This is a genomic window from Trichodesmium erythraeum IMS101 (genome assembly GCF_000014265.1).
Taxonomy (GTDB): domain Bacteria; phylum Cyanobacteriota; class Cyanobacteriia; order Cyanobacteriales; family Microcoleaceae; genus Trichodesmium; species Trichodesmium erythraeum.
Genome location: NC_008312.1, coordinates 5,540,330 through 5,562,839, shown reverse-complemented (window position 1 = coordinate 5,562,839; position 22,510 = coordinate 5,540,330). Strand labels below are relative to the sequence as shown.

The following is a 22,510-nucleotide window of genomic DNA, read 5'->3' as shown; positions in this document are numbered from 1 at the left end:
ATTATCTTTTTTATGAAAGAGACATATTATATAAAATTTTTTTAATTCTACTTATCATTTAAACAAATTTTTTTTAAATATTATGCCAAACGAGCCAACTTTGGAAGAGCATTTTTTTAAGTTACAGCCTTTGTTAAATAAGATATTTAGCGATGGTAAAAGTCTAATTTTATGCCTGAAGCATTGTATTACCTGTTTTCTTGATTAAATTATTTGGTTTTATTATGCCAAATTTAACCTGAATATTTACGATTGAACTATTTTATATACTCAGGTATTTGCTATGAGTTAAAGAAACTTGACTCAGAATAGGCTGTATCTTTAGATAGAATCTTGTTCTTGAAATAAGTAAGTTTTACAACCAACTGGATAGACTGAATTATAAGTATTAGAACGTTTACCAAATATAGTATAACGGTTATCTCTAATTTGCTCATAAAAGCGATCGCCTATCCATTTAGCCCCAGGTAGACTCTGATATGCCGCTACAAAAATATCTCCCCCAGGTAATAATTGTCCTATTTTTTCGGCTGCGTCACTACCTTGCCACCGATATTTTGGCTCATTAGTATCAATTAAAATCATTCCCATTTCGCAATCTTTAGCGGTAATACTAAATTGATTCAATACTTGATCATTTTGCATAGGAATATACTTAAATAATTGACCCTTGTCTATACCTTCTAATACCTGTACTAAAGTGACACATAGATTGCAGTTACCGTCGTAAACTACAACATAACTCATATATAAAAATCCTCCGTAAGTGTAAAAACTATCATTTTTTAAGTAGTAGACAAAAATGTCTTTCTTAATACTGCTTCTCAAAAGTTATGCTACTTTTGAAAAATAGTAAAAATAACTAGAAAAACTACAGAGATTATTTAAACATAAATAATAGTCTATATATATTATTTATTCAGAAATATGATCTCAAAGAATAGCAAAATTTTTGTATTGAAGGTAAGCAAGTCACAAAATTAATTACATACATTGTCAGACTAAATCCCTTATAATTAATGCTGCATAATTAAAATCAAACTAGGGTGGGTAAAATTTTTAGTCATGCTGCTCCTTGATACCAATCTCCAAAAATGATAATATACTTCCTCAATAACTTCAGTTATATAAATTCTCCTAAAATTCTAGAGGAGCTGGAGCACCTAACTTTTCCTCTAATAAAAATTTGAGTAGAGATTGAGTTGCCAAAACTAAACCTAATCTAGCTTGTGCTAACTTTGGATTTTCCACTCTAACTTTACCCCATATACGACACTGACGGTAAAAAGCTTGAAAACGGTTACTCAGAGAATTAGCTACTTTCTCCCAATTTATAGTTTTTTTGAAACTAGAAATACAGTAGATGTAATCTAGACTAGAGGCTATTTCAGCCATTAATTCATATTCAGCATAATCTAAAAATTGTAATTGTCCATGAGATTTTTGCCAGGGTATGGGGTCAGCAGTTGTCATAAACCAAAATTGACCATAGCTTTCTAGAGTTGTCGGAGCAAGAGTAATCAAATTATCCCTTTCACCCATAAGCAATAGGGAACAACAACGAGCATGACTATACTGAATAAGAAACAAATTTGTAGTTTCATCAGATTTATACTCAACACTAACCTGAAGCTTTTTCCTCTCACCCTTAAGGGGAACAGAAGTTAAAAAACTTAACCAGTTAGCTATACTTAAACCTGTGAATTTAAAGAAAATCATACCAGATGAAATTACTTCAACTTCAAAATTTAGTGCATCTTTCTTTCCTTCAAGACTAACTATTTCTTGACAATATTTAGCTAACTCAGTAGCAATATATATTGCTGGTTGCTGCAAAACTGGGGCTAATTTGAGAGCGATCGCTGACTTATATATAATTCCTCCACAATTTTTAACTTGTTTCATTGAAATTATCTCTATCCTTGCCAAAACCTCTAATTTTTTTTCACAGCTATAAGACCATTCTAATTTCTCTCGATATAAACTTACAGCTTTTTGCAGAAAATGTATCGCATTACACTGAAATGATAATATTGTCAAAATTACCACCACCTTGAATAAAATTTATCCTACAAAATTCATAAAAAGATGTGTTTTTTGCTACTCTGAGGTAAGGAATAAAACGGATATAAGCAAAAATATTAATATTATAGTTACCATGGTGGCTAAGACATTTTTACGCCTCTCAAATTATAGTTCGTACTGCAAATTTAACTTTTCGCCTTCTAAATTTATAACTTATGCTATATCTGCTCCTATGTCCTTGATCCAATTGTTATTACTTAAGTCCAACTTTTACTAAAACAGAGTAAAAATGCAACTATCTTCACATCCAGACCTACCAGAAATGTCACTAAATGTACAAAATACTAATACTTCTGCTCTGAACAACAGGCCATTTTTGACTTGGCAACTAATCATAGATTGGGCAGAAGAACACTACCGTAGTAGAGCTTTCAGCAAAGATGAACGTATTCCCGCTCGCCCAGGTTTGCTGTATCTAATACAGAAAGGAGCAATTCGTCTGGTAGGTAATGCCAACATAAGTGCCAATCGAAATGTTAGTAATAATAACCTTAGCAAATCAAAAACAAGTCCAAATTCAGATGAACCTTTTCTAGGATTAGTTGGTGCTGGTCAACCATTTGAACTAATAGCTCAGTCACCATTTACGCTACAAGCTTATGCTCATATCGATAAAACAACTGTACTTTGGATGTATTGGCATGAACTGGATAACTGGCCTCACTTCCGCAGAGAAGTTTTAGACGCTTTTCGCTATCAACATCAAAGGAAGCTTTTGTGGCTAAGTACTCTGGGTCAACGTCGTACTATTGATCGATTATTTGGATTTCTCACACTATTAATTGAAGAATATGGGCAACCCTGGACTAGTCAAGATAACCTAGAAGTAACAAGTGGTTATTATCTACCTTGGCCTTTGACTCATACTCAAATTGGTAGCGCTATTGGTTCTACCCGTGTAACTGTGACTCGTCTCATAGGTAAATTACGTCAGCAAGGCTTAGTTTATATTCAGAATGATAATCTTATTTGTTTGCCAATGGAATCTCAAAACCAATAAAAAATCTAACTAATTTTGAGCATTTTGAGGATGGTATTTTTTTTCAAAATGCTACGTAAACAAAGGTTGTATATGTAATTTTAACTGACTATTTTGGCTGGTTACGATTTGCACAACATATTAATGTTCCCTTGTTGATAAATTTTGAAAAAAATGTCTATTTTGGAATTAATTCCCATAATTTCTCAAGTATTAGCAATGCTAATTCCTGTTTAACTAGAAATGGCAAACTAATAACTGTAAGGATAGATAATTTAAGGTTAATAAATTAGTTAGGAATTACGTCAAAGTAAAAAAAAATATTTGGCCGTAGTTGAATATAAAAACTTATTGAACTATTAGATGAGCTTTTTAGACTACAGAACTCAAAGAAAATCTTTAATTAAATTTTATTGGGCTATAGAGATTAAGTCAAAATAAGTACTATTATAAAATTGTTTAGCCTCCTTAATTTTATGTTGGATCTATATTATAGATAATTTAGGATAAATTATTACCAAAATTTGATGTAAGTTAATCAAATAGAGTTATACAAAATTCATGTTTTTTTATTCTTGAGTATATCCCAATAATAATAATTATTATTATGTTTTACGGACGCCTTGATGCAATATTTAGACTACTCTACTAACCTACTTTCCTATCTAATAAAATGTTGAAAAGTTTTTGATAAATGGTATTCAGTATTTAATTGAAAAATAAATAAACTTAAATATGGGATTGTGGGCGAGTGATAGAAATTACGTTCTGCTACAAAAATGATTATAATTATCAAAAAAACTTTAATTATAAATACAAATATTTGAGTTTTAATAGTTATTGAAAAAGGGTTCTTAGGGACTTGTTACTCAGTGAAAAAACTTTTTTGAAATTTGGTATAGTTTAGAGGAAAAACATAAAAATTGAATTGTTAAGGAAAACTCTAATAGGATACAAATACAAAAAATTTTAGGACTAAAATTATCTGAAAAAAACACAAAATTTATGAAATTTTTTTTATGGCAACAGAAGTAACAAGTTTAGCTTTAAGCTGCTAAAAATAAAATGTTCAATAACCAGAAGTAAAACCAAAAACGCCTGACTAAATTAAAGTTTCTCCAGAAATTTCTCTAGATAAAATTTTGGCAATATTAATGGCAGGGAATAAAAGATTTTTTGAAAATAAATGTAAAAACTCTAATATATAGTTATTTGAATTAAGATTGAGACAAAAATTGAGTAGAATCAAATCAAGTCAACTAGAAACTATTTTTAACCATGCCTTACAGTTTAGACTTAAGATAAACAGTAATAAATTTTGTAGAAAATAGTAGTATGCTTACCGAAGCAGCTCATATATTTGGGATAGGAAGAGCTTCGATATCTAGATAGTTATCTCGCCCAAAATTGGAAGCAACTAAGGTAAAACGTCGTCGAAGAAAATTAGATTGAAAAGAATTAGAAAAAGATATAAAACCAAATAAATAATCGCTCATTAGCAGACAGAGATAAAAAATTTGGAGTTAATCCTAAAGTTATATTTTATGCTCTGAAAAGAATAAAATTTCCTTGGAAAAAATAACTTGGTTATAGAGAAATAAATAGATAAGAACGAAGAAAATATTATCATAAACTACGAAATTTTTTGATAAAATTTGGAGGTAAAAGCCTTGTATTTATTGATTAATCAAGATTTGAATATAATCAAGACTGTATTTATGCCTGGTCAAAAAAAGGGAAAAAAGTTGATGGTGAGCTAGAAGGAAAACGAGGAAAAATAGAAAAGTTAGTAGCTGGGAGAAGAAAAAAGGAAAAAGATTTAATGATACCAATTATATTTAAAGTCAGCCTAAATGCCGTGGGATGTGAACAATGGTTAAATGAACATTTATTGCGAGCATTAAAAATTCCCAGTTTACTAATTATGGAGAATTTACCAATTCTAACGAAAAAAGGTTATTAGAGAATTAGTAAAAGCAAGGAATCATCAATTACTATTTTTACCAAAATATTCTCCTGATTTAAATGACTAAGAACATGATTTTAGTGCGTTAAAAAAAGCTAGAATGTATTCACCTATCAACACATCTCTTGATAAAATTATGCGTAATTATTATTCCAAATAGTGTCTCATTATTATTTAAAATGACTATAAGTGTTGCCAGATTAAAAGAAGTTACTGATGGTCACAACCTCTTTGCTACTATTATCTTTTCCCAGACTATCAGGTACCTGTTGAGATAACTTTTGATAGAGGTTTAGGAGACTTATTTATTCTTATAAAAGCTGGAAATGTTGCTACTACCGAATAAATTAGTAGTATAGAATGTGGCACTTTAATATTAGATTTAAAAGTGTTAATGGTATTAGGAAATAAAAAAATTTGAGCAGTCAAAAAAATAATAGCTGCTGGATAACTTTTCCTGTTCAAATAGGTAGTAGAAGTGTTTCAATTAAGCCTGCTGTAGAAGCTGCTTGAGGTAAACAGGAAATGTTGTAAAAAATACTGTTCAACCTAATATTTTTTAACAAATTAAAATCATAAATTTTTCTCCAGTAATTACCCAGCTAGTACAAAAAAATCAACTAAAAATTTTGGGTAGTTATTATGATTTATAGAATGGAAAAGTTTATATAATAAACTAAAATAGTATGCAATTAAACCTTATTTAGAATAATTGTTTATTTAGCAAATTAAAATCATAAATTTTTCTCCAGTAATTACCCAGTTAGTACAAAAAAATCAACTAAAAATTTTGGGTAGTTATTATGATTTATAGAATGGAAAAGTTTATATAATAAACTAAAATAGTATGCAATTAAACCTTATTTAGAATAATTGTTTATTTAACAATGGTTGTAATTTTCAAAAATACTCTATCGTAGTTGGCGGCTGTAGTCTTACTGACTGAATAACTGAAATATTGAGTAAAGTCTTGGATTATTTTTGGGAATTTGTATTAAATCCAATTATCTTAATAAATCAAATTTAATTATAGGGATACTCCATAGAACATCCCTACTTTCTGCTCTTTTTCCTATTCAAACAAAAGTTATATAAGTCAAAACTTACGTTCAATTTTCAAGGGCTGGCCAGGGGAAAGTTTTTTAATTTCTGTTGTTAAATCATGCCAAGACTGTAATTGACTAATTTGAAAAGTGCGACTCATTACAACATAAATAGAGGTTTGATCACAACCAATACCTGCACTAATTACATCCAACCAAGACTTAGCAAAAAGTTCATCTGTAATATGCCAACTTCCATCTTTATATTTAAAATGGCGCTTGAAAGAAAAAGGCGCATCTTGTTTACCAGTAATTAAAATTTTTTGTAATATTTTTCTAATTAAATTTGGGAAAAAACGCCCAAAAGTTAACATTACTAATCTCAGAATTATTAACTTAAGAGATGACATTTGAGTTTGTTTTGCCCAACCCATATTAGCAGAAATAACTATTTCATCCTGAGATATGTCGACATCATAATTACCACTCAGATGACTAACTGCATTAAGAATTTTTCTCCCTTTTCTAACTTGTAGGGATAAATGAGTATCAGAAGCTACTAATTTTTGGTTACGAAATAATTTAAAAACACCACCTTTATTTAAGCTCACATATAATTCTATTCCTGGTCGTCGTTTAATCAATATTTTAGCTTCTTCTAACAAAAGACTAGCAACATCACGATTAATATTAACAGGTCTTTCAGTAATAAAATCTCGCCATGCCAATAAATAATTCCAGGTATGATGACCAATAATATGATCATCAGCATAACAAGGAGCTAAACCATTTTTTAAGCCTATTAAAAATTGATCGTTAATCCACAAAGCAGCAGGTAACCATTTACCGACTAATTCAAATCCATGAGGAAAAAAGTTATAAGTATTACGACTAGCATATTCTCCACCAAAAGAGCCATCAGGATGAATAAATTGGGTAGCTAATTCGACTGCTTTAATGATAATAGATTTTAATTTTTCACTAGGATTTAATTCATAAACTCTGGCTAAACAAGATATAGTAAGAGTATGATAACCAGGGTCAAAACCGGAATATTCTGTAAACCATCCTTCTTGACTCTGCCAACTTAATAATCTTGACAAACGATTTGCTTTTGCTGTATCCCACTTTGAGGTTTCCAATAATATACTTAGTGATTCTAAACACAAAACAATTAATGCTTCATGATTAGCTAATTTGCCATTTTCATAATGATGAACTAACCAGTCAGCTTGTTTTTCAAAAAAACTGAGTATTTTATAGTTATTTAATCCTAATGTTTGATAACTTTCAATACTAGCTAGTAAAGAAAAAGCTGTAGCTCCACTAGCTCGTTCAAAGGGAAAATAATCATCACAAGAACCATCAGGATGAGCAGCATGAGAAGTATATAAAATTCCTGCTTCTACCCATTTATGTATCATTTCCTGATGATAATATGGGTTATTAGGAATTTTTAAACTATAAGCTAAGGCTAAAGGTAAGACAAATTCTTGAGCCATTCCACTGGGAAAGTCTATAATTTTGTAATGCCAAAAATTACGGTCAAAACAGCCATAGGTGGGACTATGTAAGTTCCGGTCTAGCAATGTCAAAATTTTTGGTATTTGAGCTAATGCTTCTTGAGCAAATAAGTCTCTCATCTTAATTTTTTCGGTGTTATTTATATCATTTTTACTCAAGAATGAATCAGATTCTATATCTGATAATTTAGTTTGGTTTGTTATGGGTATATTAGGATTTTTCATATCTATAATCTGATAGTTTTTATTGTTAACATTTTTTCTAATCTATACCAAATATAGAAAATTTTATTGCTAATTTTGTATATATAAATTTGTTATATATTATTCGTATTTTTTATATATTTAATAAATATTAAGCTCTATTTTTTATACCAATATTTTAAGTTTTTAAATGAAATTAATGCACAAGCTTTAGAAGTAATAATATGATTTTATTGAAATAATTTTATATTTATTTTGATTATAAATACTACGATATTTTATCATCTTTTTTATCAAGTTAACTACTGAATTTATTCTGAATATTAATGGTTTACTATTGAATTATTCAGTTTCTAGTTTACTGTCCATAATTTATTATATAGCAATCCTATTTAGGTTGTGACAAAATTCCATACTGAAAAAGTTTTGGAAAATCAAAGATTTGACCGTCTGCAAAAAATTTAAATAACCACTTAACTATTTTAAAAGAACTACAAAGATGATAAAATTGACTAATCAAGTTTTTGGTTTGTAACCAAATATCTTCTACAGGGTTTTGTTCTGGGATATTCGGAGCAAATGTTAGACAATTTATCAACCATTTTTCTTCGGGTTTTTCTTGATTAATTAACATCAAATATTCTCTAAAATCTTGATAGTTATGATAACTTGCACCGTCCCAAAATATTGCCAATCTTTTTCCCAGTCTTTGCTCTTTTAAAGATTTAACAAATTCAATAGTATTCTCAGTGTTTTTACTCTTTAATTATTGCACAATAAATTTCTTAGTTTGATAATAATTGGCTCCATAATAAGTTGGTCTTTCTATTTCATTTTTCATAGGAATTTCTCTTCGTTTATCTTTTCTTCGTCAAGCATAACTTAAGAGATAGCCCCATAATAAATAACATTCATAAACCATAAACACTACAAGCTTTTTAGCTTCTATTTATAATTTTTATTTTACCAATAATTTCTCTATTTCTTTTTTTTTGCTTTCACTAATTAATCATTTTCAGCTAGATTTATATGAGTGAGTTTTTTTCCAAGTTATTCCCGCTTCTTTGAGTAAGTTATAATAACTTTGATTAGACTCAAAAACTACATAATATTGCTTTTTTAAATATTTTTATAAATCTGATGATCTTAAGTAACTTTGTGTCCTCATATACTCAATTATTTGCTCTTTTTCGACAGCTTTTAAGTAACCTTATGTTCCAATATAATTGAAGCTTTAAACTTTCTACACCATGAAACGCTTGATTTTTCCATTCACTAATAAAACTGCTGAGTTACATTTAATAATTCTTTAATTTCACACTATCATTTTCCAAAAAAAAAATTATTTTGACATGCCTTGGCTCTTTTTATTTCTTTTGACTATGCATATTTTATTTATAAAATCGTCTAGTTTATCTAAAATATTAATTTTTTGTCTAGTGAAGTGGATATGTTATTATTATTATTATATCTGTTGCAACCTATGCGCGGATTGCTATATATTTTTAGAAAGTATTTCATGACTATTAATAGTTAGAGATTTCTAGGTTTTGGTGATTAAAAGTTAGAAGTAATAGTAGGATTATATCTTACTCAATTTAAAACTTTAGTCAACAGATTATCTGATTTTACTTTTATTATAAATACGAGTAATTCCAGTATATTCGGTGGCTAATAAAGTATAATATTCATTTTAATGCGATTATCTCTATTAGAGCTGATTTATAGAATAAATATTGAAAAGCTGAGTTTCTTGTTAACGGGACTTTAGCAAATTTCAAGCCCAAACAAACCCTAAACTCTCTTTATGAGCGGTAAATACGTCGATGTTTTCATCTAACCACTCAACAAAACGATAAGATATTGCGGTACGAAATGCTTCTAAAGTATCAGTAAACGTATTTAATGGTTTGTTAGCCCAACGCCTTCTTATACCTCCTGTTAACTGATGCCAGATAATAAATGTATAAGCACAAAATACTAAAATAAAATGCCTTTTAAGGCTGATTTTATCTCTGACTTGATATTCTCTTAATCCTAACCATCCTTTGGCTTCCCTGTAGAAAACTTCCACCCAATTTCTTTGAGAATAAGTAGAATATATCCACTCAGGAGTTACATATTTGTCTTCTCTATTAGTGATATAATAGTTAATATCAGTGGCCTCAGAAAAACTTTTAGCATTCATAACGATAGCTATAGTTTTTTGACCTGACATCCTAGATATTTCTACTTCTAATGTAGCTACCCAAACTTCTCTAGCATTTTTTGTACTTAGTTGAACTAAGTTGAAAGCTTTCTGAGGTATACTTTCTGCCAGCTTGTCTAATCTAATTTCCTCTTTAATGTCATCTTGTTTTTTAATGATGACTTTTCGATTTTTAGCTAATCCTCCTATATAAGTTAAACTTCTTTTCTCTAGTTGATTTAAGAATGATGTATTGTTACCATAGCCAAATTTCAATTAACACAATTTCTGGTTGGTGTCCTCTGGACAAACATTGATCTACTAGAGACATTGCACTCGTCTGGTTTCTTGACAAATTCTGGGTCTTTTTTTCCTTTTGGAAAAGAATCAGCTTTCTGATACAAAGCTATGTCTAAAAGTAGACTTTTAACTCCATCATAAAGATGAGTTGTCACCACGACTACACCATTATCTGTTTTTCCTATTTCTCCTATATATTGCCGCCCTACTCCTGCAGTAAAATTACCACTTTTTCTGTGGCCTGAATCGTCTATAATTAAAGCAATAGGATCGAGAAGGTTTTGTTTGGCGACGTTCCCACATTACTTGAAGACGACGCTCATTCACAGCATCTACAGACCAATTTGCTCGAACTAGAAAATGCCGTAATTTGTGGTACGTGTGACCTACAGTGTTGTTGGCAATTTGAGACAAGTTTTTTCGATCGCTTTCTCAAGAGTAATCCTCCTATATATTCCCTAAACCCTGTTTTTTGGGCTTTTGTTTTAAAGACATTGTTAAAGCGATCGCACCATCGATGGAAACAAGAGGGCATGGCCACTGAAGTTGTTTCTTTCATCAAACTTTTCCCAGGCCAGTAATTAACGTAAAATACATATCAGGTATACATTATACCCTTTTTTTTACTATTTTTTCACTAAAGTCCCGTTAAGTTAAGTAGGCAAAGAAATCCCTTAACTATGTGAAATTTTTTCAAGTAACTACAAGCTCTTCTGGACAGTGTATTTGAGAGTAAATTTACATTTTGTTGTATAGCAACAAGTTTTAATGCCTACCTACTTATGCTGAGGTTTTGCAAGTTTTTCCAGTCAACCCCAAATTACTAAAAGCTAGATAATATTAATACTCTCAGCTAAGTTTACAAATCAGTTCTTATAAAGTTAATAATTAAAATTACTCTAAATATTGATAGATAACTATTGAATTATTCATTCTCATATTTACTGTAAAAAAATTACCTACAGAATCCTATAAAGTATTTAATTACTATTAACATTAAGAAGTTATTAGAGTTTATCCATAAAACGAATTCAAAAAGTTAGGAGCAAGATTATAAACCTAAATTCTGTTACTTTTTGTAATTATTATTATTACAATCTTGCCTGCGCATTCGCACTTGAATTTCTTCCATAATTATACGATTAGCTGCCATTAAATCTGCGATTAAACCTAATATCCATAACTGAAATCCAACCAAGACTAATATTGTTGCTAAAATCAAAGTAGGTACTCTGGTTTTTTCATATCCACTAAAAAAGAAAAATAACCAACGAATACCAGAAATTACTCCCAAACTCAAGGGTAAACTTCCTAACATCAGGAAAAAACGTAGGGGTTTGTAAAGTAAGAAAATTCTCAGTATAGTAAATAGAGAACGCAATACATAAGAAGGGGTACTTCTAACTAGTCTGGAAGGTCTTAATACACTATTTGTTCTGATAGGAATTGACGTTATTGTTATACCTTTTTGCCCTGCTTGAATAATTGTTTCTAGAGTATAAGTATAGGAGTTAAATACATTAAGTTGCATGGCGGCTTCACGACTAAAAGCTCGAAAACCACTGGGTGCATCTGGAATATTTGTATTGCTCGCTATTCTGACTACCCAACTCCCTAATTGTTGCAGTAATTTTTTAGTATAAGAAAAGTGCTTAGTTTCCCAGATTGGTCTTTGACCTACTACAATTTCTGCTTGGCGCAAAATAATAGGTTGAATTAAATAAGGAATATCATCGGCACAATATTGATTATCTGCATCAGTATTAATGATAATATCTGCTCCTGCTTTTAAACTAGCTTCTAAACCTGCCATAAATGCTTTGGCTAAACCTTGGTTTCTGGGAAAACTAATAATATGATCTACTTTATACTCTTTAGCAATTTCAACTGTTCGATCTTGACTACCATCGTTAATTATTAGCCATTCAATGATGTCTATTCCTGGTATTTCTCGAGGTAAAGCAGTTAGAGTTACTCCTAAACATTCTTCTTCGTTGTAGCAAGGTATTTGAATAATTAGTTTTGTCATTGGATAGATATTTTGCAGTGTTTACTTCAAGAAACTTAATAGAATCTAAAAATTTAAGTATTCAGTTTTGTCAAGAATTTAGTTGGTGACTTTTTACTTTATATTTATTCATATTTATTCATATTTATTTATGGATTTTAATTCTCTTTGGAGACTAATTCCTTTTTCGGTGTGATAATGAGTTAATAACTCATAACTGACGACGAAATACTTACTTAGCAATTCAAAGATTATAATTTTGAAATAGATTATCACTATTTGGTATTTAAAGACAAAATTAACTCTTGATTATTGACTCTTGGCTCTTGGCTCTTAACTTTTAACTCTTGACTTTTGACTCTTTTACTTTCACAGACTTTTTTTGACTTTACCTGTTAGTTTTGCTTCCTCCACTTCCTACTCTAGTAACTTTTATAAAATTTTATAATTTAAGCAAAAAAGCTTTACCTAGATGTACTAATACTCCATGAAGTTTATATAAATATTAATTTTAGATATATACAATACTTAATGAGCCTAAATAGGCTTAGAGATAGTTGACATAAGTTATAGTTACTTTAAATAAGAATGAGACACTATCTGGCACAATAATTACGAATAATTTTATCAATAGATGTATTGATAGGTGAATACATTCTAGCTCTTTTTAATGCACTAAAATCATGTTCTTAGCCATTTAAATCAGGAGAGTATTTTGGCAAAAATATTAATTGGTGACCCCCTGCTTCTACTAATTATCTAATAAAGTTTTTTCGTAATTAATGGTGAATTATCCATGCAGCAGTACACTGGAAATTTTTAATGATGGTAATAAATGTTGATCATATCATTATTAAAATTCCACTGTATTTAGGGTTCCTTTAAATATAATTGGTGCTATTAAATCTTTTTCCTTTTTTCTTCTCCCGGCTACTAAATTTTCTCTTTTACCTCGTTTTCCCTCTTGCTAACCATAAACTTTTTTCCCTTTTTTTGACTAGGCATAAATACAGTCTTGATTATCTTCAAATCCTGATTCATAAATAAATACAAGGCTTTTACTTCCCAATCTTTTGATAAAATTTCGAGGGAAAGCTGATAATATTTTATCCTTTATTCTCTATTTCTTTCTCTATAACAAAGTTGTTTTTTTTTAAGGAAAATTCATTATTTTTAAAACATAAAATATAGCTGCTTGATTAACTCCAAATTTTTTAGCTCTGTCTGACAATGAGCGACTCTGGATTTGATTTTACATCTTTTTCTAATTCTTTCTAATCTAATTTTCTTTGACTAATTGTTACCTTAGTTGCTGACAATTTTGGGCGAGATAACTATCTATATATTGAAGCTATTCCTATCCCAAATGTATGAGCTACTTTGGTAATTGTACCGCCATTTTATACACAATTTATTACTTTTTATCTGAAGTCTAAACTGTAAGGAATAGTTCAAAATAGTTTCTAGTTGACTTGATTTTATTATACTCAATTTTTGTTTCAATTTTAATTAAAACGACTATAAAAGTATTTGATAGTAAATAGTAAATTTATCAATATTATAAAAAAAAGCCTGTTTTGGTCTGAAAGAAGAAGGGAATTAAATCGGTTATATTACAAGAGTTAACAGTAAATTACTGTATTAATTAACTCTGAAATTATACAAACTTACCATCTAATATTTTTACTAACTATAAATTTTTCTTTAAAAGTTTTTTTATCAAGGTAACCATCAATTGTAAATAAATAAAAAATATCTACCTCATAGCAAATATCAAAATTATTGCTAAATCTTCTTGAGAGTAAGTAAGGGCATTCCATACAAGTTTAGTAGTAAATTAGACTTCTTGGAAATAAGAGTAATTAGATTTTTTCCCTAGAATAGTTAAAAATATTGCTGAACTTTACTTATTTATTTATTACTTAATTACTTAAGTCTTGAGCAAGGTATTACATTATTTTTAGGAATTACTATGAGAAATAGATAGCGGAGTCTAGCAAACAAAACTCTGAGGTAAAAAATATGCATCAACCACAAATTTCTAGTTACATCGGTCTAGTTCAGTCCTTATTAGTTTCACCTTCTGGTAATGAAAATAAAATCTTACAAGCTAATCAAGATTTACTAGATTTGGGATTAGTTCAAGTCATGAAAAAAATAGCAAAGTTTAATAGAAAAATAGATGGTTTGCATGCTCAATGGTTGGAAAATTTGGCAGCAATATTAGAGATAAATTTAAAAAATATTTCCCTATCTGTAGATGAAAAAAAATATATAATTTTCTTGATGCAGGTATTACAAATAATATCTGATAATGATGTAAAACTAGAAAATATTTATTCATTATTAGAATATAATCAGGATCTACTTAATAAAAATTTTCTCAAAGTTATACAAACTTGGGCTGGTGAAAATTTGCCAAAAATGGAGCAAAAATTAGCGCAAAATATCGCTCTAGATATTATTAGTTTTAGTAACCTAATTCTACAATTTCCTTTGGGAAATCAAAGTAATAATGTAGAAATAGCAATAGCAGGTTATGAAGTGGCTTTAAAAGTTTTAAGCTGTCAAGAATTTCCAGAAATTTGGGGAACTATTCACAATAATTTAGGTAGTAGCTACCAAAAACGTACTATTGGAAACTTAGAAGAAAATATAGAAGTAGCGATCGCTTGTTATGATAAAGCTCTTGAAGTTAGAACTAATTCTGCGTTGCCTGAAACATGGGCAACTACTCAAAATAATTTGGGGAATGCTTATCAACAACGTATTGCCGGAAGAAGAAAGGAAAATTTGGAAAATGCTATTAGTTGTTATCAGAAAGCTTTAACTGTGAGGCGTTTAGAGAAGTTGCCTCAAGAATGGGCAACTACTCAAAATAATCTGGGTAGTGCTTACCATGAACGTATTGCTGGAGAAAAAAAGGAAAATATTGAAGTGGCGATCGCTTGTTATATTTTTGCTCTTAAAGTACGGACTAAGGAACAGTTTCCCCTAGACTGGGCAACTACTCAAAATAATCTGGGAAATGTTTATCTAGATCGGATGATGGGAGATAAACAAAATAATCTCAAGCAGGCGATCGCTTGTTTTGTTAGAGCCCAAGAGGTTTATACTCAAGAAAGTTATCCTGTCTATTGGGAAATAATTTCTCATAATTTGAGTATGGTCTATGATGAACGGAGGTTAAGACAGGTAAGTTAATTACGGACTATTAGACATATTCAAAAATTGCTAAAGCTTTTGTCTCGTTTGACTTTAGCTTTTTTATAATTGCCAAGCATTTTTAGCTAGTTGTACACCATTATCAGTCTTTGAGGTACTTATTGTTAATAACTAAATGTTTTATTGCATCTTTTTTTCTTTTTATTAATTCAATTATTGAAATTTTCGACTAAAATTAATTTTCCTATTCTTAGTTTGAGTAAACCACATATTGTTAGAATTACTTTTTGATAATTACTATCTTTTAATCTGAATATAGCAATCCTAAGTAGGTTGCGGCAAAATTTCATACTGAAAAAGTTTTGGGAAATTGAATATTTGACCATCCGCAAAAAACTTAAATAGCCACTTAACTACTTTAAAAGAACTGCAAAGATGATAAAAAGTAATACTGAAATTTTTGGTTTGTAACCAAATATCTTCAACAGGATTTTGCTCCGGAGCATTGGGAGCAAATCTTGTACAATTTATCAACAATTCTTCTTCTGATAAGTATTGATTAATTGTCATTAAATATTCTCGAAATTCTTGAGAGTTATGGTAAGTTGCCCCATCCCAAAATATTGCCAATTTGTTGCCCGGTCTTTGCTTCTGCAAATATTTAATAAATTCAATAGTATTTTTAGTATTTCCACTCTCATATTCTTGCACAAGAAATTCCTTGGTTTTATAGTCTAAAGCTCCATAATAAGTCTGTCTTTCTTTTTCATTTTTAATTGCAATTTCTATTCTTTCATCTGTTTTTCCCCAAGCATAACCTAATATGTCTCCCCATAGAAGATGACATTCATCAATCATAAACACTGTAAGCTTTCCAGTTTCTATTTCTGGTTGCCATTTAGCTAAAAATTCCTGTATTTCTTTTCTTTTAACTTCTACTAATTCATCATTTTTAGCAGGATTCTTTTTTTGAGTTTTTTTCCAACTTATGCCCGCTTCTTTAAACAAGTTATAGTAACTTTGATTAGACTCAAAAACCACATCATATTGCTCCTGTAAGTAGTTTTTTAAATCTGATAACCTAAGATAATCTTGTGCTCTCAACCACTCAATTGTTTTCTCTTTTTCGACCGTTTTTAAGTAACCTTGTCTCCCTTGATACTGAAGCCTTAAACTTTCTACACCATGAAATAATGCTTGGTTTTTCCATTCACTAATAAAACTGTGAGAAACATTTAATAATTCTTTGACTTCATGGTAGGATTTTCCTGACAAGGTCATTTTTACGGCCAAGGCCCTTTTAATTTCTTTAGACTCTTTTGTTTGATTAATAAAATCATTTAGTTTATCTATAATATTCATTTTTTGTCTTTTTCTTAGATCTGTTATTCTTACTATTATATCTGTTGCGACCAATATGGGATTGCTATATTTCTCTGGCTACTCTAAATATTTTTATCAACCTAATTAGATGTTCCACATTACATTTTCCACAAATATTATTTTCTGATATTTTTTATTGTTATCTTCTTGAATTTATGGGAAAAATTATTTTTTTATAGACTTTTTTCGATATCCTAGTTCTCTCAGTTTCTTGAGCTCCTTTATCTCTCTAAAATTTTTGTTTTTTATAAAATTTTTTTGGCTATTTTATGGGTAAATTTATATCGCTTTATTGCCCTATTTATCCAATTATCAAATCTACTATTTATGTTCCTCTTTATGTAGTTATTATTTTGTTTTTTAATGCATGATTTTTGTTTTTTCCAGAGTAATATTTTTTTTTACATCGTCTTTGGGTTAGAGATCTAACAGCTTTTGCTCTGGCGCGATCGCGCTATTTTTTTGTAAGATTGGATATTGAGAGAAAAAAAAGAGCAAACTGCTTTCAATTTCTGTAGTTAGGCGCTCGCTACAATTAAGAATAAACAACTGTTGCCCTGTCATTGCCACGACCTTAAAAATGCCAACGACTTAAAAGCAGTTAACAATTAAGGACTCATTAGGTCTAAGGTGGAATTTAAGGATGTCCTCTTGAATTGGGACGTTTAGGAGAGGAGTCGTGATGAAGTGAAAGTTTTATGTCCTGTTCTGAATATAACCAAACCCTATAAACGGATAACCGGAAATGGGCTTACTTAGGTTAACTACCTCACGGGGTGACAAGCAGCTCGAAACTATTGAGAGATAATGGTTTTCCAGATATTCACTCTGTCAAAAATTGACTTTTTTTCTGAGAATAATAATTATTCTTTTTAAGATGTAGATTAGAGATCACTAACCAATATTACCATTTTTGTGTCAACCTTTGTGGTAGCGACAAATCACATTATATGGTAAAAAAATTCAGTCCACTTATATAAATAGACCGACCCCAATGGATTTTTTTTCATTATCTGAGTCAGATTTTCAATAATCTTTGACTGAAAGTCAATTCCAAACTTGAAAAATTTTAGTTTGGTTATTAACTTTTCACAAAACTGTTGAAATAGAAAGATTAGTTGCCTGTTTTCCTTTACCAATTAAATATGAGAGTCGCCGGAAACATATACAAAGATTTTTAACATTATATTTTTGAGCTTTCCCTTGTTGTAGTTGCCGATGATAATTATGATTATTAGTCTATAATTTCCCGATGGTAGTAAATTGATTTTTACCATAGATAAGAAACAATGGAAAGATAGTAATATATTCGTTATTGCTTTCATATATAAAAAACGAGCATTACCTATTTATTGGCTAGTAACGAGCATCACCTATTTATTGGCTAGTTTTGAATAAAAAAAGCTCTAGTAATTTGGCAGAAAAAAATTTACTTATTAAACTATTTTTACGGTTATAAAAAAATATAAGCTTGTAGTTATTGGAGATCGATAATTCCATTGTGTAGAGTTATAAAACTGGCTAAAAAAGCTAAAATTACCTCAAAAAAATTCTTTTGTTTTTAGGAAAAAAATGAATCTTCACTATATAAAAACTGGTAAAAAGTACCAGCAATTCACTGATTTAGCCGTATCTGTGGGAACTTAAATATTTTTAAGTAACATTAATATTACTCATAAAAAAGGATTTGGATATTTTAATTGAGTTACCTATTGGAAAAGAAAATATAAAAATAAAATGGAGAAAGAAATTTGGTACTTGTTGACAAATCTTGAAAAGATGAAATTATCAAAAATTATCGGTCGAAAAGGATTTGGATATTTTAATTGAGTTACCTATTGGAAAAGAAAATATAAAAATAAAATGGAGAAAGAAATTTGGTACTTGTTGACAAATCTTGAAAAGATGAAATTATCAAAAATTATCGGTCGAAAATGTGTATTGAAGCTATGTTGTCTGATTGTAAGAAAGGAGGATATAACCTAGAAGGTAGTCAGGCTAATATACAACGTTTGACTAATTTAATTCTATTAGTAGCCATTGCTTACACTGCTTCATTTTATCATGGTAATTATATTAAAAAATTAGAATGTCAAAGATATATTTGTCGATTAAACGAACCAGGACGAAGAGACAGAAGACATAGTAATTTTTGGGTAGGTATATATAGTGAATTATGGGTACTTGCTGGGAATTATTTAGTTGACATTGTTTAACAGATAATAAAGCTTAGTCCTCAAAAAAAAGTCTGATTATCAAAGGGGATTAAAAGCTCTGTCAATGTTAGATAATATCTAATTATTTACAGTCAATGTCTAGCCATTTATCTGATTATTAAAAATTTTTTAATTGATTTACATTAATGTGATGTAATTTTATTATTGAATAATAAATCAACCTAATTTCGGTGATGTGAATTAGCCTTGACGGAGGATGGTGGCGGCAGCTATATCGCTAACCCATATCTTAGAAAGAATAATTATCATTCTCAAAAAAAAGTCAATTTTTGACAGAGTGAATATCTGGATAATCACTATCTCCCAATGGTTTCAAGCTGCTTGTCACCCCCCCGTGAACTATACGACTTTGATTTTCTTGATATTTTGTCAATGCTAAACTGAAATTATGCTTACCTTCTAAAGGAGTATTGTCTAGATACAATAAAATAGCCTTAGCAGTAGAAGGGTTGGTAGCCAAAGGAACTTGATAGACATCACATAATCTTGATAGGGCCTCAATATCCGCATGATGAGGGTGTGAAGAAAGAGGATCACGAAAGAACAATACACCACAAATATTATCTGTGGAAATCATGCTTCCAATGGCTTGATCCCCTCCTAAAGGTCCAGACTTTACTTTTCGAGAAAGTACCACACCTGTTGCTTGGTGAAGAAGGAGTCCCGTAGTACCTGTAGCCACAAGTGGGAATTTAGTAATCAATTTTATATGTTCTTTCACAAACTCAACCAAGCTACTTTTCATTTCATTATGAGCAATAAGGGCAAGATACTTTGTGGAATCAACAGAGAAAAACTTATCATCTTTTCTTTTGTGATATTTATAAATTGCCTCAAAAAAAAGCTTGTACTTTAGAGCAATGTTTGGAGAAATCCTAGTTAGTCTTTCATAATCTTCTACTGTAAATATGATAGCAGAGACATCTGTACTCGCAATCACATTAGCCGTACGAATGCATTCATTCGAAAACATTGATTCTCCAAATATATCTCCTTCTCTTAATATTGCCAATTGGTAATCATTGGAAATAACACGAGCCTCGCCGGTGATCAGACAAATGATAGAGATAGCTGGCTCACTTTGACAGATAATCTTAACTTTTGCTTTATATCTTTGAAAGTTTGTCAGCTTTACAAAAAGTTCTATTTCAGTAACAGAAAAGGATTCCTTTAAAATAGATATTGTACTCAAAATATCAACGGCATTCTTATAGTTTGCATTATCTTCCATACTTATCTCCTGTTATAGCATTGCTTAATTATACTAATCTATCCCACTAATAGTCAAATGATGATACTACGATAAGCGTTACTCAGTTATGGTAAATTGAAAAAAGATGCTAGGTAAATTTAAAGGATTAAGTGACATAGACTGGAAGTTATTTGAAGATATTTTTCCTATTTCACCACAAAAAAGAGGTAAACGTGTGCCTCATACTCCCCGTACGATATGTAAAATCATACTCTTCTCTACATATTAATAATAGGTTGTCATTGTTGTGATGTACCAGCTTGAGAGATTTGGGCCTCCAAGAGTTCAGTACACAGATGGCTGAAGCGTTAGGAAGAAGATAGAACTCTCAAATACCTACAAGGACGAATTTTAGGAATTCCAGAAAACTAAGGACTAATTAATTGGAGCTACACAGCCGTGGACGGCTCTTTTTACCCCGGTCAGGGTAGAGGAGAGGATGTAGCTTATGGCCATAAAAGGAAGGGGATTTTAATTCATACCTTGAGAGAAGAAAATGGATTACCAGTAGCTAACTGTACTACCCCCTCTAATGGCAATGAAAGAGAACAGCTAATTCCCTTAATTGATAGTACTAAGTGTGAAAACTTAAAAACGGGGCCCTCCACGTAAGCGATTCCAAGTTATTACCACTGATAAAGGATATGATTGTCAACGACAAAGACAAGCAAGGTATCAAAGAGGGATTAGACCTCAACTGCCCAAACGACTTTGGAAAGACAAAAAGAAACCAGGACGAGGGATCAAAATTTCTGTACCTCGTTTTCAACAAGAGGGTTGTTTTGCCTGGTATCAAGGTAAATATCGTCGCCTAGTTGTAATATGGGGGCGTATTTATACTTGTTTTGGTGCTTTTGTAGTGCTTGCCACTATACTTATGTAGATTAATCGCATTTTATTAGTGGCATAGGTTCATATAACAAATAGACATCTCCAAAAATTATCAAACACTTACTGTAACTATCTTTTGGGGAGCGATCGCCAGCTCCACCAGATAGTCATTTTTTACAGGCTTTAGCTCCACCAGATAGTCATTTTTTACAGGCTTTATAGTATTACAGATAGTTACTGTTAGTTATTTACCATTTTTGTCTAGTTTTTTATTGTTTTTTTTAGGGCAAAATTTATGACCTATAATAATAAAAAATATCCTCTTATTAATCTTGATAAACTACATATTTTTTAAATTACTTTTTCATAGTTACTGTCTTTAAATCTCAATCTTTATCGTGCCACTATGAATATTTTTATCGGTCTTATTATATGTTCTACAAATATTATTTTTTGAGATTTTTTTGATTCTATATCTTGACTTTTTTAGACATTTTATAGCTTCTTATTTTTTGTTTGACGTGTTAATTTTTGACCATATTGATACCCCTTATTTCTTTGAAATCTTGCTTATGTATTCAATTTTTTTGTGGTTTTTTTGAATAACTTTATATCACTTTTTTGACCTCTTTATCCTCCTATTATATCTACAATTTATTCTGCCTTTTCTGTGATTACTATTTAATTTTTAAACTTATGACTTTTTGGCTTTCCTGAATAATACTTTTTCTGTTTATCATCATTTTTTTTTGCTTTTCCCTATCCTGCTCTATACTATCAACTATCAATTCTATTTCTGTCAAAGCCTCTTTTATCCATAAATATTCGTTTTCTTTTCCCGAGAATTTCTCTAGTAAACTAGATGGTAATAATTACCTCAAAATATCTATCCAAAGCCTGAAAAATATTATTTGCTGTTGATGAGCTAACTCCAAATATTGCTCCTAGTCGCTGAAATTTTGGTACATGATGCAAATAATATAAGGTCAACATTATCTCTTCTGTCTTGCTGAAAGACTTTTTTATTCCTCCTCCTGCCTTGATTAACCTTTTTTCTTTGATTCTATATCTTTACTTTTTTCGACATTTTATGGATTCTTTTTTTTGTTTGGCGTGTTAATTTTTGACCATTTTGATACCCCCTATCTCTTGAAAATCTTGCTTATATATCCAACTTTTTTGTGGTTTTGTTGAATAACTTTATATCACTTTATGGACTTTTTTATCCTACTATTACATCTACTATTTTTTCTGCCTTTTCTGTGATTACTATTTGATTTTTAAATTTATTACTTTTTGGCTTTCCTGAATAATACTTTTTCTATTTATCATTATTTTTTGGTATT

General features: G+C 30.0%; 12 protein-coding genes and 4 pseudogenes. 5 read left to right on the top strand and 11 right to left on the bottom strand.

The window, feature by feature from the left end:
* Positions 1 to 321: 321 nt before the first annotated feature.
* A complete protein-coding gene (locus TERY_RS17390) occupies positions 322 to 747 on the bottom strand; it encodes a DCC1-like thiol-disulfide oxidoreductase family protein (protein WP_011613021.1) in 426 nt (141 codons plus the stop codon).
* Between the two features lie 390 nt (positions 748 to 1,137).
* The gene (locus TERY_RS17385; protein ID WP_011613020.1) at positions 1,138 to 2,040 is read right to left on the bottom strand and encodes a DALR anticodon-binding domain-containing protein; all 903 of its coding nucleotides are present in this window, start codon (positions 2,038 to 2,040) and stop codon (positions 1,138 to 1,140) included.
* Positions 2,041 to 2,314: 274 nt separating this feature from the next.
* Here TERY_RS17385 and TERY_RS17380 point away from each other — a divergent pair, with 274 nt between their 5' ends.
* Both TERY_RS17380 and TERY_RS31040 read left to right on the top strand, forming a co-directional pair.
* The gene (locus TERY_RS17380) at positions 2,315 to 3,085 is read left to right on the top strand and encodes a helix-turn-helix domain-containing protein (RefSeq protein ID WP_011613019.1); all 771 of its coding nucleotides are present in this window, start codon (positions 2,315 to 2,317) and stop codon (positions 3,083 to 3,085) included.
* 1,314 nt (positions 3,086 to 4,399) lie between these two features.
* A pseudogene (locus TERY_RS31040) lies at positions 4,400 to 5,190 on the top strand (IS630 transposase-related protein).
* A 936-nt stretch (positions 5,191 to 6,126) separates the two neighbouring features.
* Here the strand turns inward: TERY_RS31040 and TERY_RS17365 are convergent.
* From TERY_RS17365 to TERY_RS31030, 5 genes and pseudogenes are all read right to left on the bottom strand, one after another.
* Positions 6,127 to 7,716: a hypothetical protein gene (locus TERY_RS17365; protein WP_044137735.1), complete on the bottom strand. Its 1,590-nt coding sequence runs from the start codon at positions 7,714 to 7,716 to the stop codon at positions 6,127 to 6,129.
* A 472-nt stretch (positions 7,717 to 8,188) separates the two neighbouring features.
* Positions 8,189 to 9,229: pseudogene (locus TERY_RS31035) on the bottom strand (transposase).
* Between the two features lie 348 nt (positions 9,230 to 9,577).
* A pseudogene (locus tag TERY_RS26435) lies at positions 9,578 to 10,847 on the bottom strand (IS701 family transposase).
* 510 nt (positions 10,848 to 11,357) lie between these two features.
* Positions 11,358 to 12,317: a glycosyltransferase gene (locus TERY_RS17340; RefSeq protein ID WP_011613016.1), complete on the bottom strand. Its 960-nt coding sequence runs from the start codon at positions 12,315 to 12,317 to the stop codon at positions 11,358 to 11,360.
* 575 nt (positions 12,318 to 12,892) lie between these two features.
* Positions 12,893 to 13,711 (bottom strand): annotated as a pseudogene (locus TERY_RS31030) (IS630 transposase-related protein).
* Between the two features lie 607 nt (positions 13,712 to 14,318).
* Here TERY_RS31030 and TERY_RS17335 point away from each other — a divergent pair.
* A complete protein-coding gene (locus TERY_RS17335; protein ID WP_011613015.1) occupies positions 14,319 to 15,500 on the top strand; it encodes a tetratricopeptide repeat protein in 1,182 nt (393 codons plus the stop codon).
* Positions 15,501 to 15,785: 285 nt separating this feature from the next.
* Here TERY_RS17335 and TERY_RS17330 read toward each other — a convergent pair whose 3' ends face one another.
* Both TERY_RS17330 and TERY_RS35300 read right to left on the bottom strand, forming a co-directional pair.
* A complete protein-coding gene (locus TERY_RS17330; protein ID WP_011610772.1) occupies positions 15,786 to 16,823 on the bottom strand; it encodes an IS630 family transposase in 1,038 nt (345 codons plus the stop codon).
* Between the two features lie 438 nt (positions 16,824 to 17,261).
* A complete protein-coding gene (locus TERY_RS35300; RefSeq protein ID WP_196797103.1) occupies positions 17,262 to 17,408 on the bottom strand; it encodes a hypothetical protein in 147 nt (48 codons plus the stop codon).
* Positions 17,409 to 18,778: 1,370 nt separating this feature from the next.
* Between TERY_RS35300 and TERY_RS17320 the strand changes: the two genes are divergently transcribed.
* On the top strand, positions 18,779 to 19,060 hold the full coding sequence (locus tag TERY_RS17320; protein ID WP_011613014.1) for a hypothetical protein: 282 nt from the start codon (positions 18,779 to 18,781) through the stop codon (positions 19,058 to 19,060).
* Between the two features lie 283 nt (positions 19,061 to 19,343).
* Here the strand turns inward: TERY_RS17320 and TERY_RS26430 are convergent, their stop codons facing one another.
* Positions 19,344 to 20,312 (bottom strand): methylglyoxal synthase, encoded by a 969-nt coding sequence (locus TERY_RS26430; RefSeq protein ID WP_011613013.1) that lies wholly within the window; start codon positions 20,310 to 20,312, stop codon positions 19,344 to 19,346.
* Between the two features lie 420 nt (positions 20,313 to 20,732).
* Between TERY_RS26430 and TERY_RS17310 the strand changes: the two genes are divergently transcribed.
* Positions 20,733 to 20,945 carry a hypothetical protein gene (locus TERY_RS17310; protein WP_044136893.1) on the top strand — a complete coding sequence of 71 codons (213 nt, stop codon included), beginning with the start codon at positions 20,733 to 20,735 and terminating at the stop codon, positions 20,943 to 20,945.
* A gap of 1,077 nt (positions 20,946 to 22,022) precedes the next feature.
* Here the strand turns inward: TERY_RS17310 and TERY_RS28520 are convergent.
* Positions 22,023 to 22,157, bottom strand: coding sequence for a transposase family protein (locus tag TERY_RS28520; RefSeq protein ID WP_081432477.1), 135 nt, complete (start codon positions 22,155 to 22,157; stop codon positions 22,023 to 22,025).
* Positions 22,158 to 22,510: the final 353 nt, after the last annotated feature.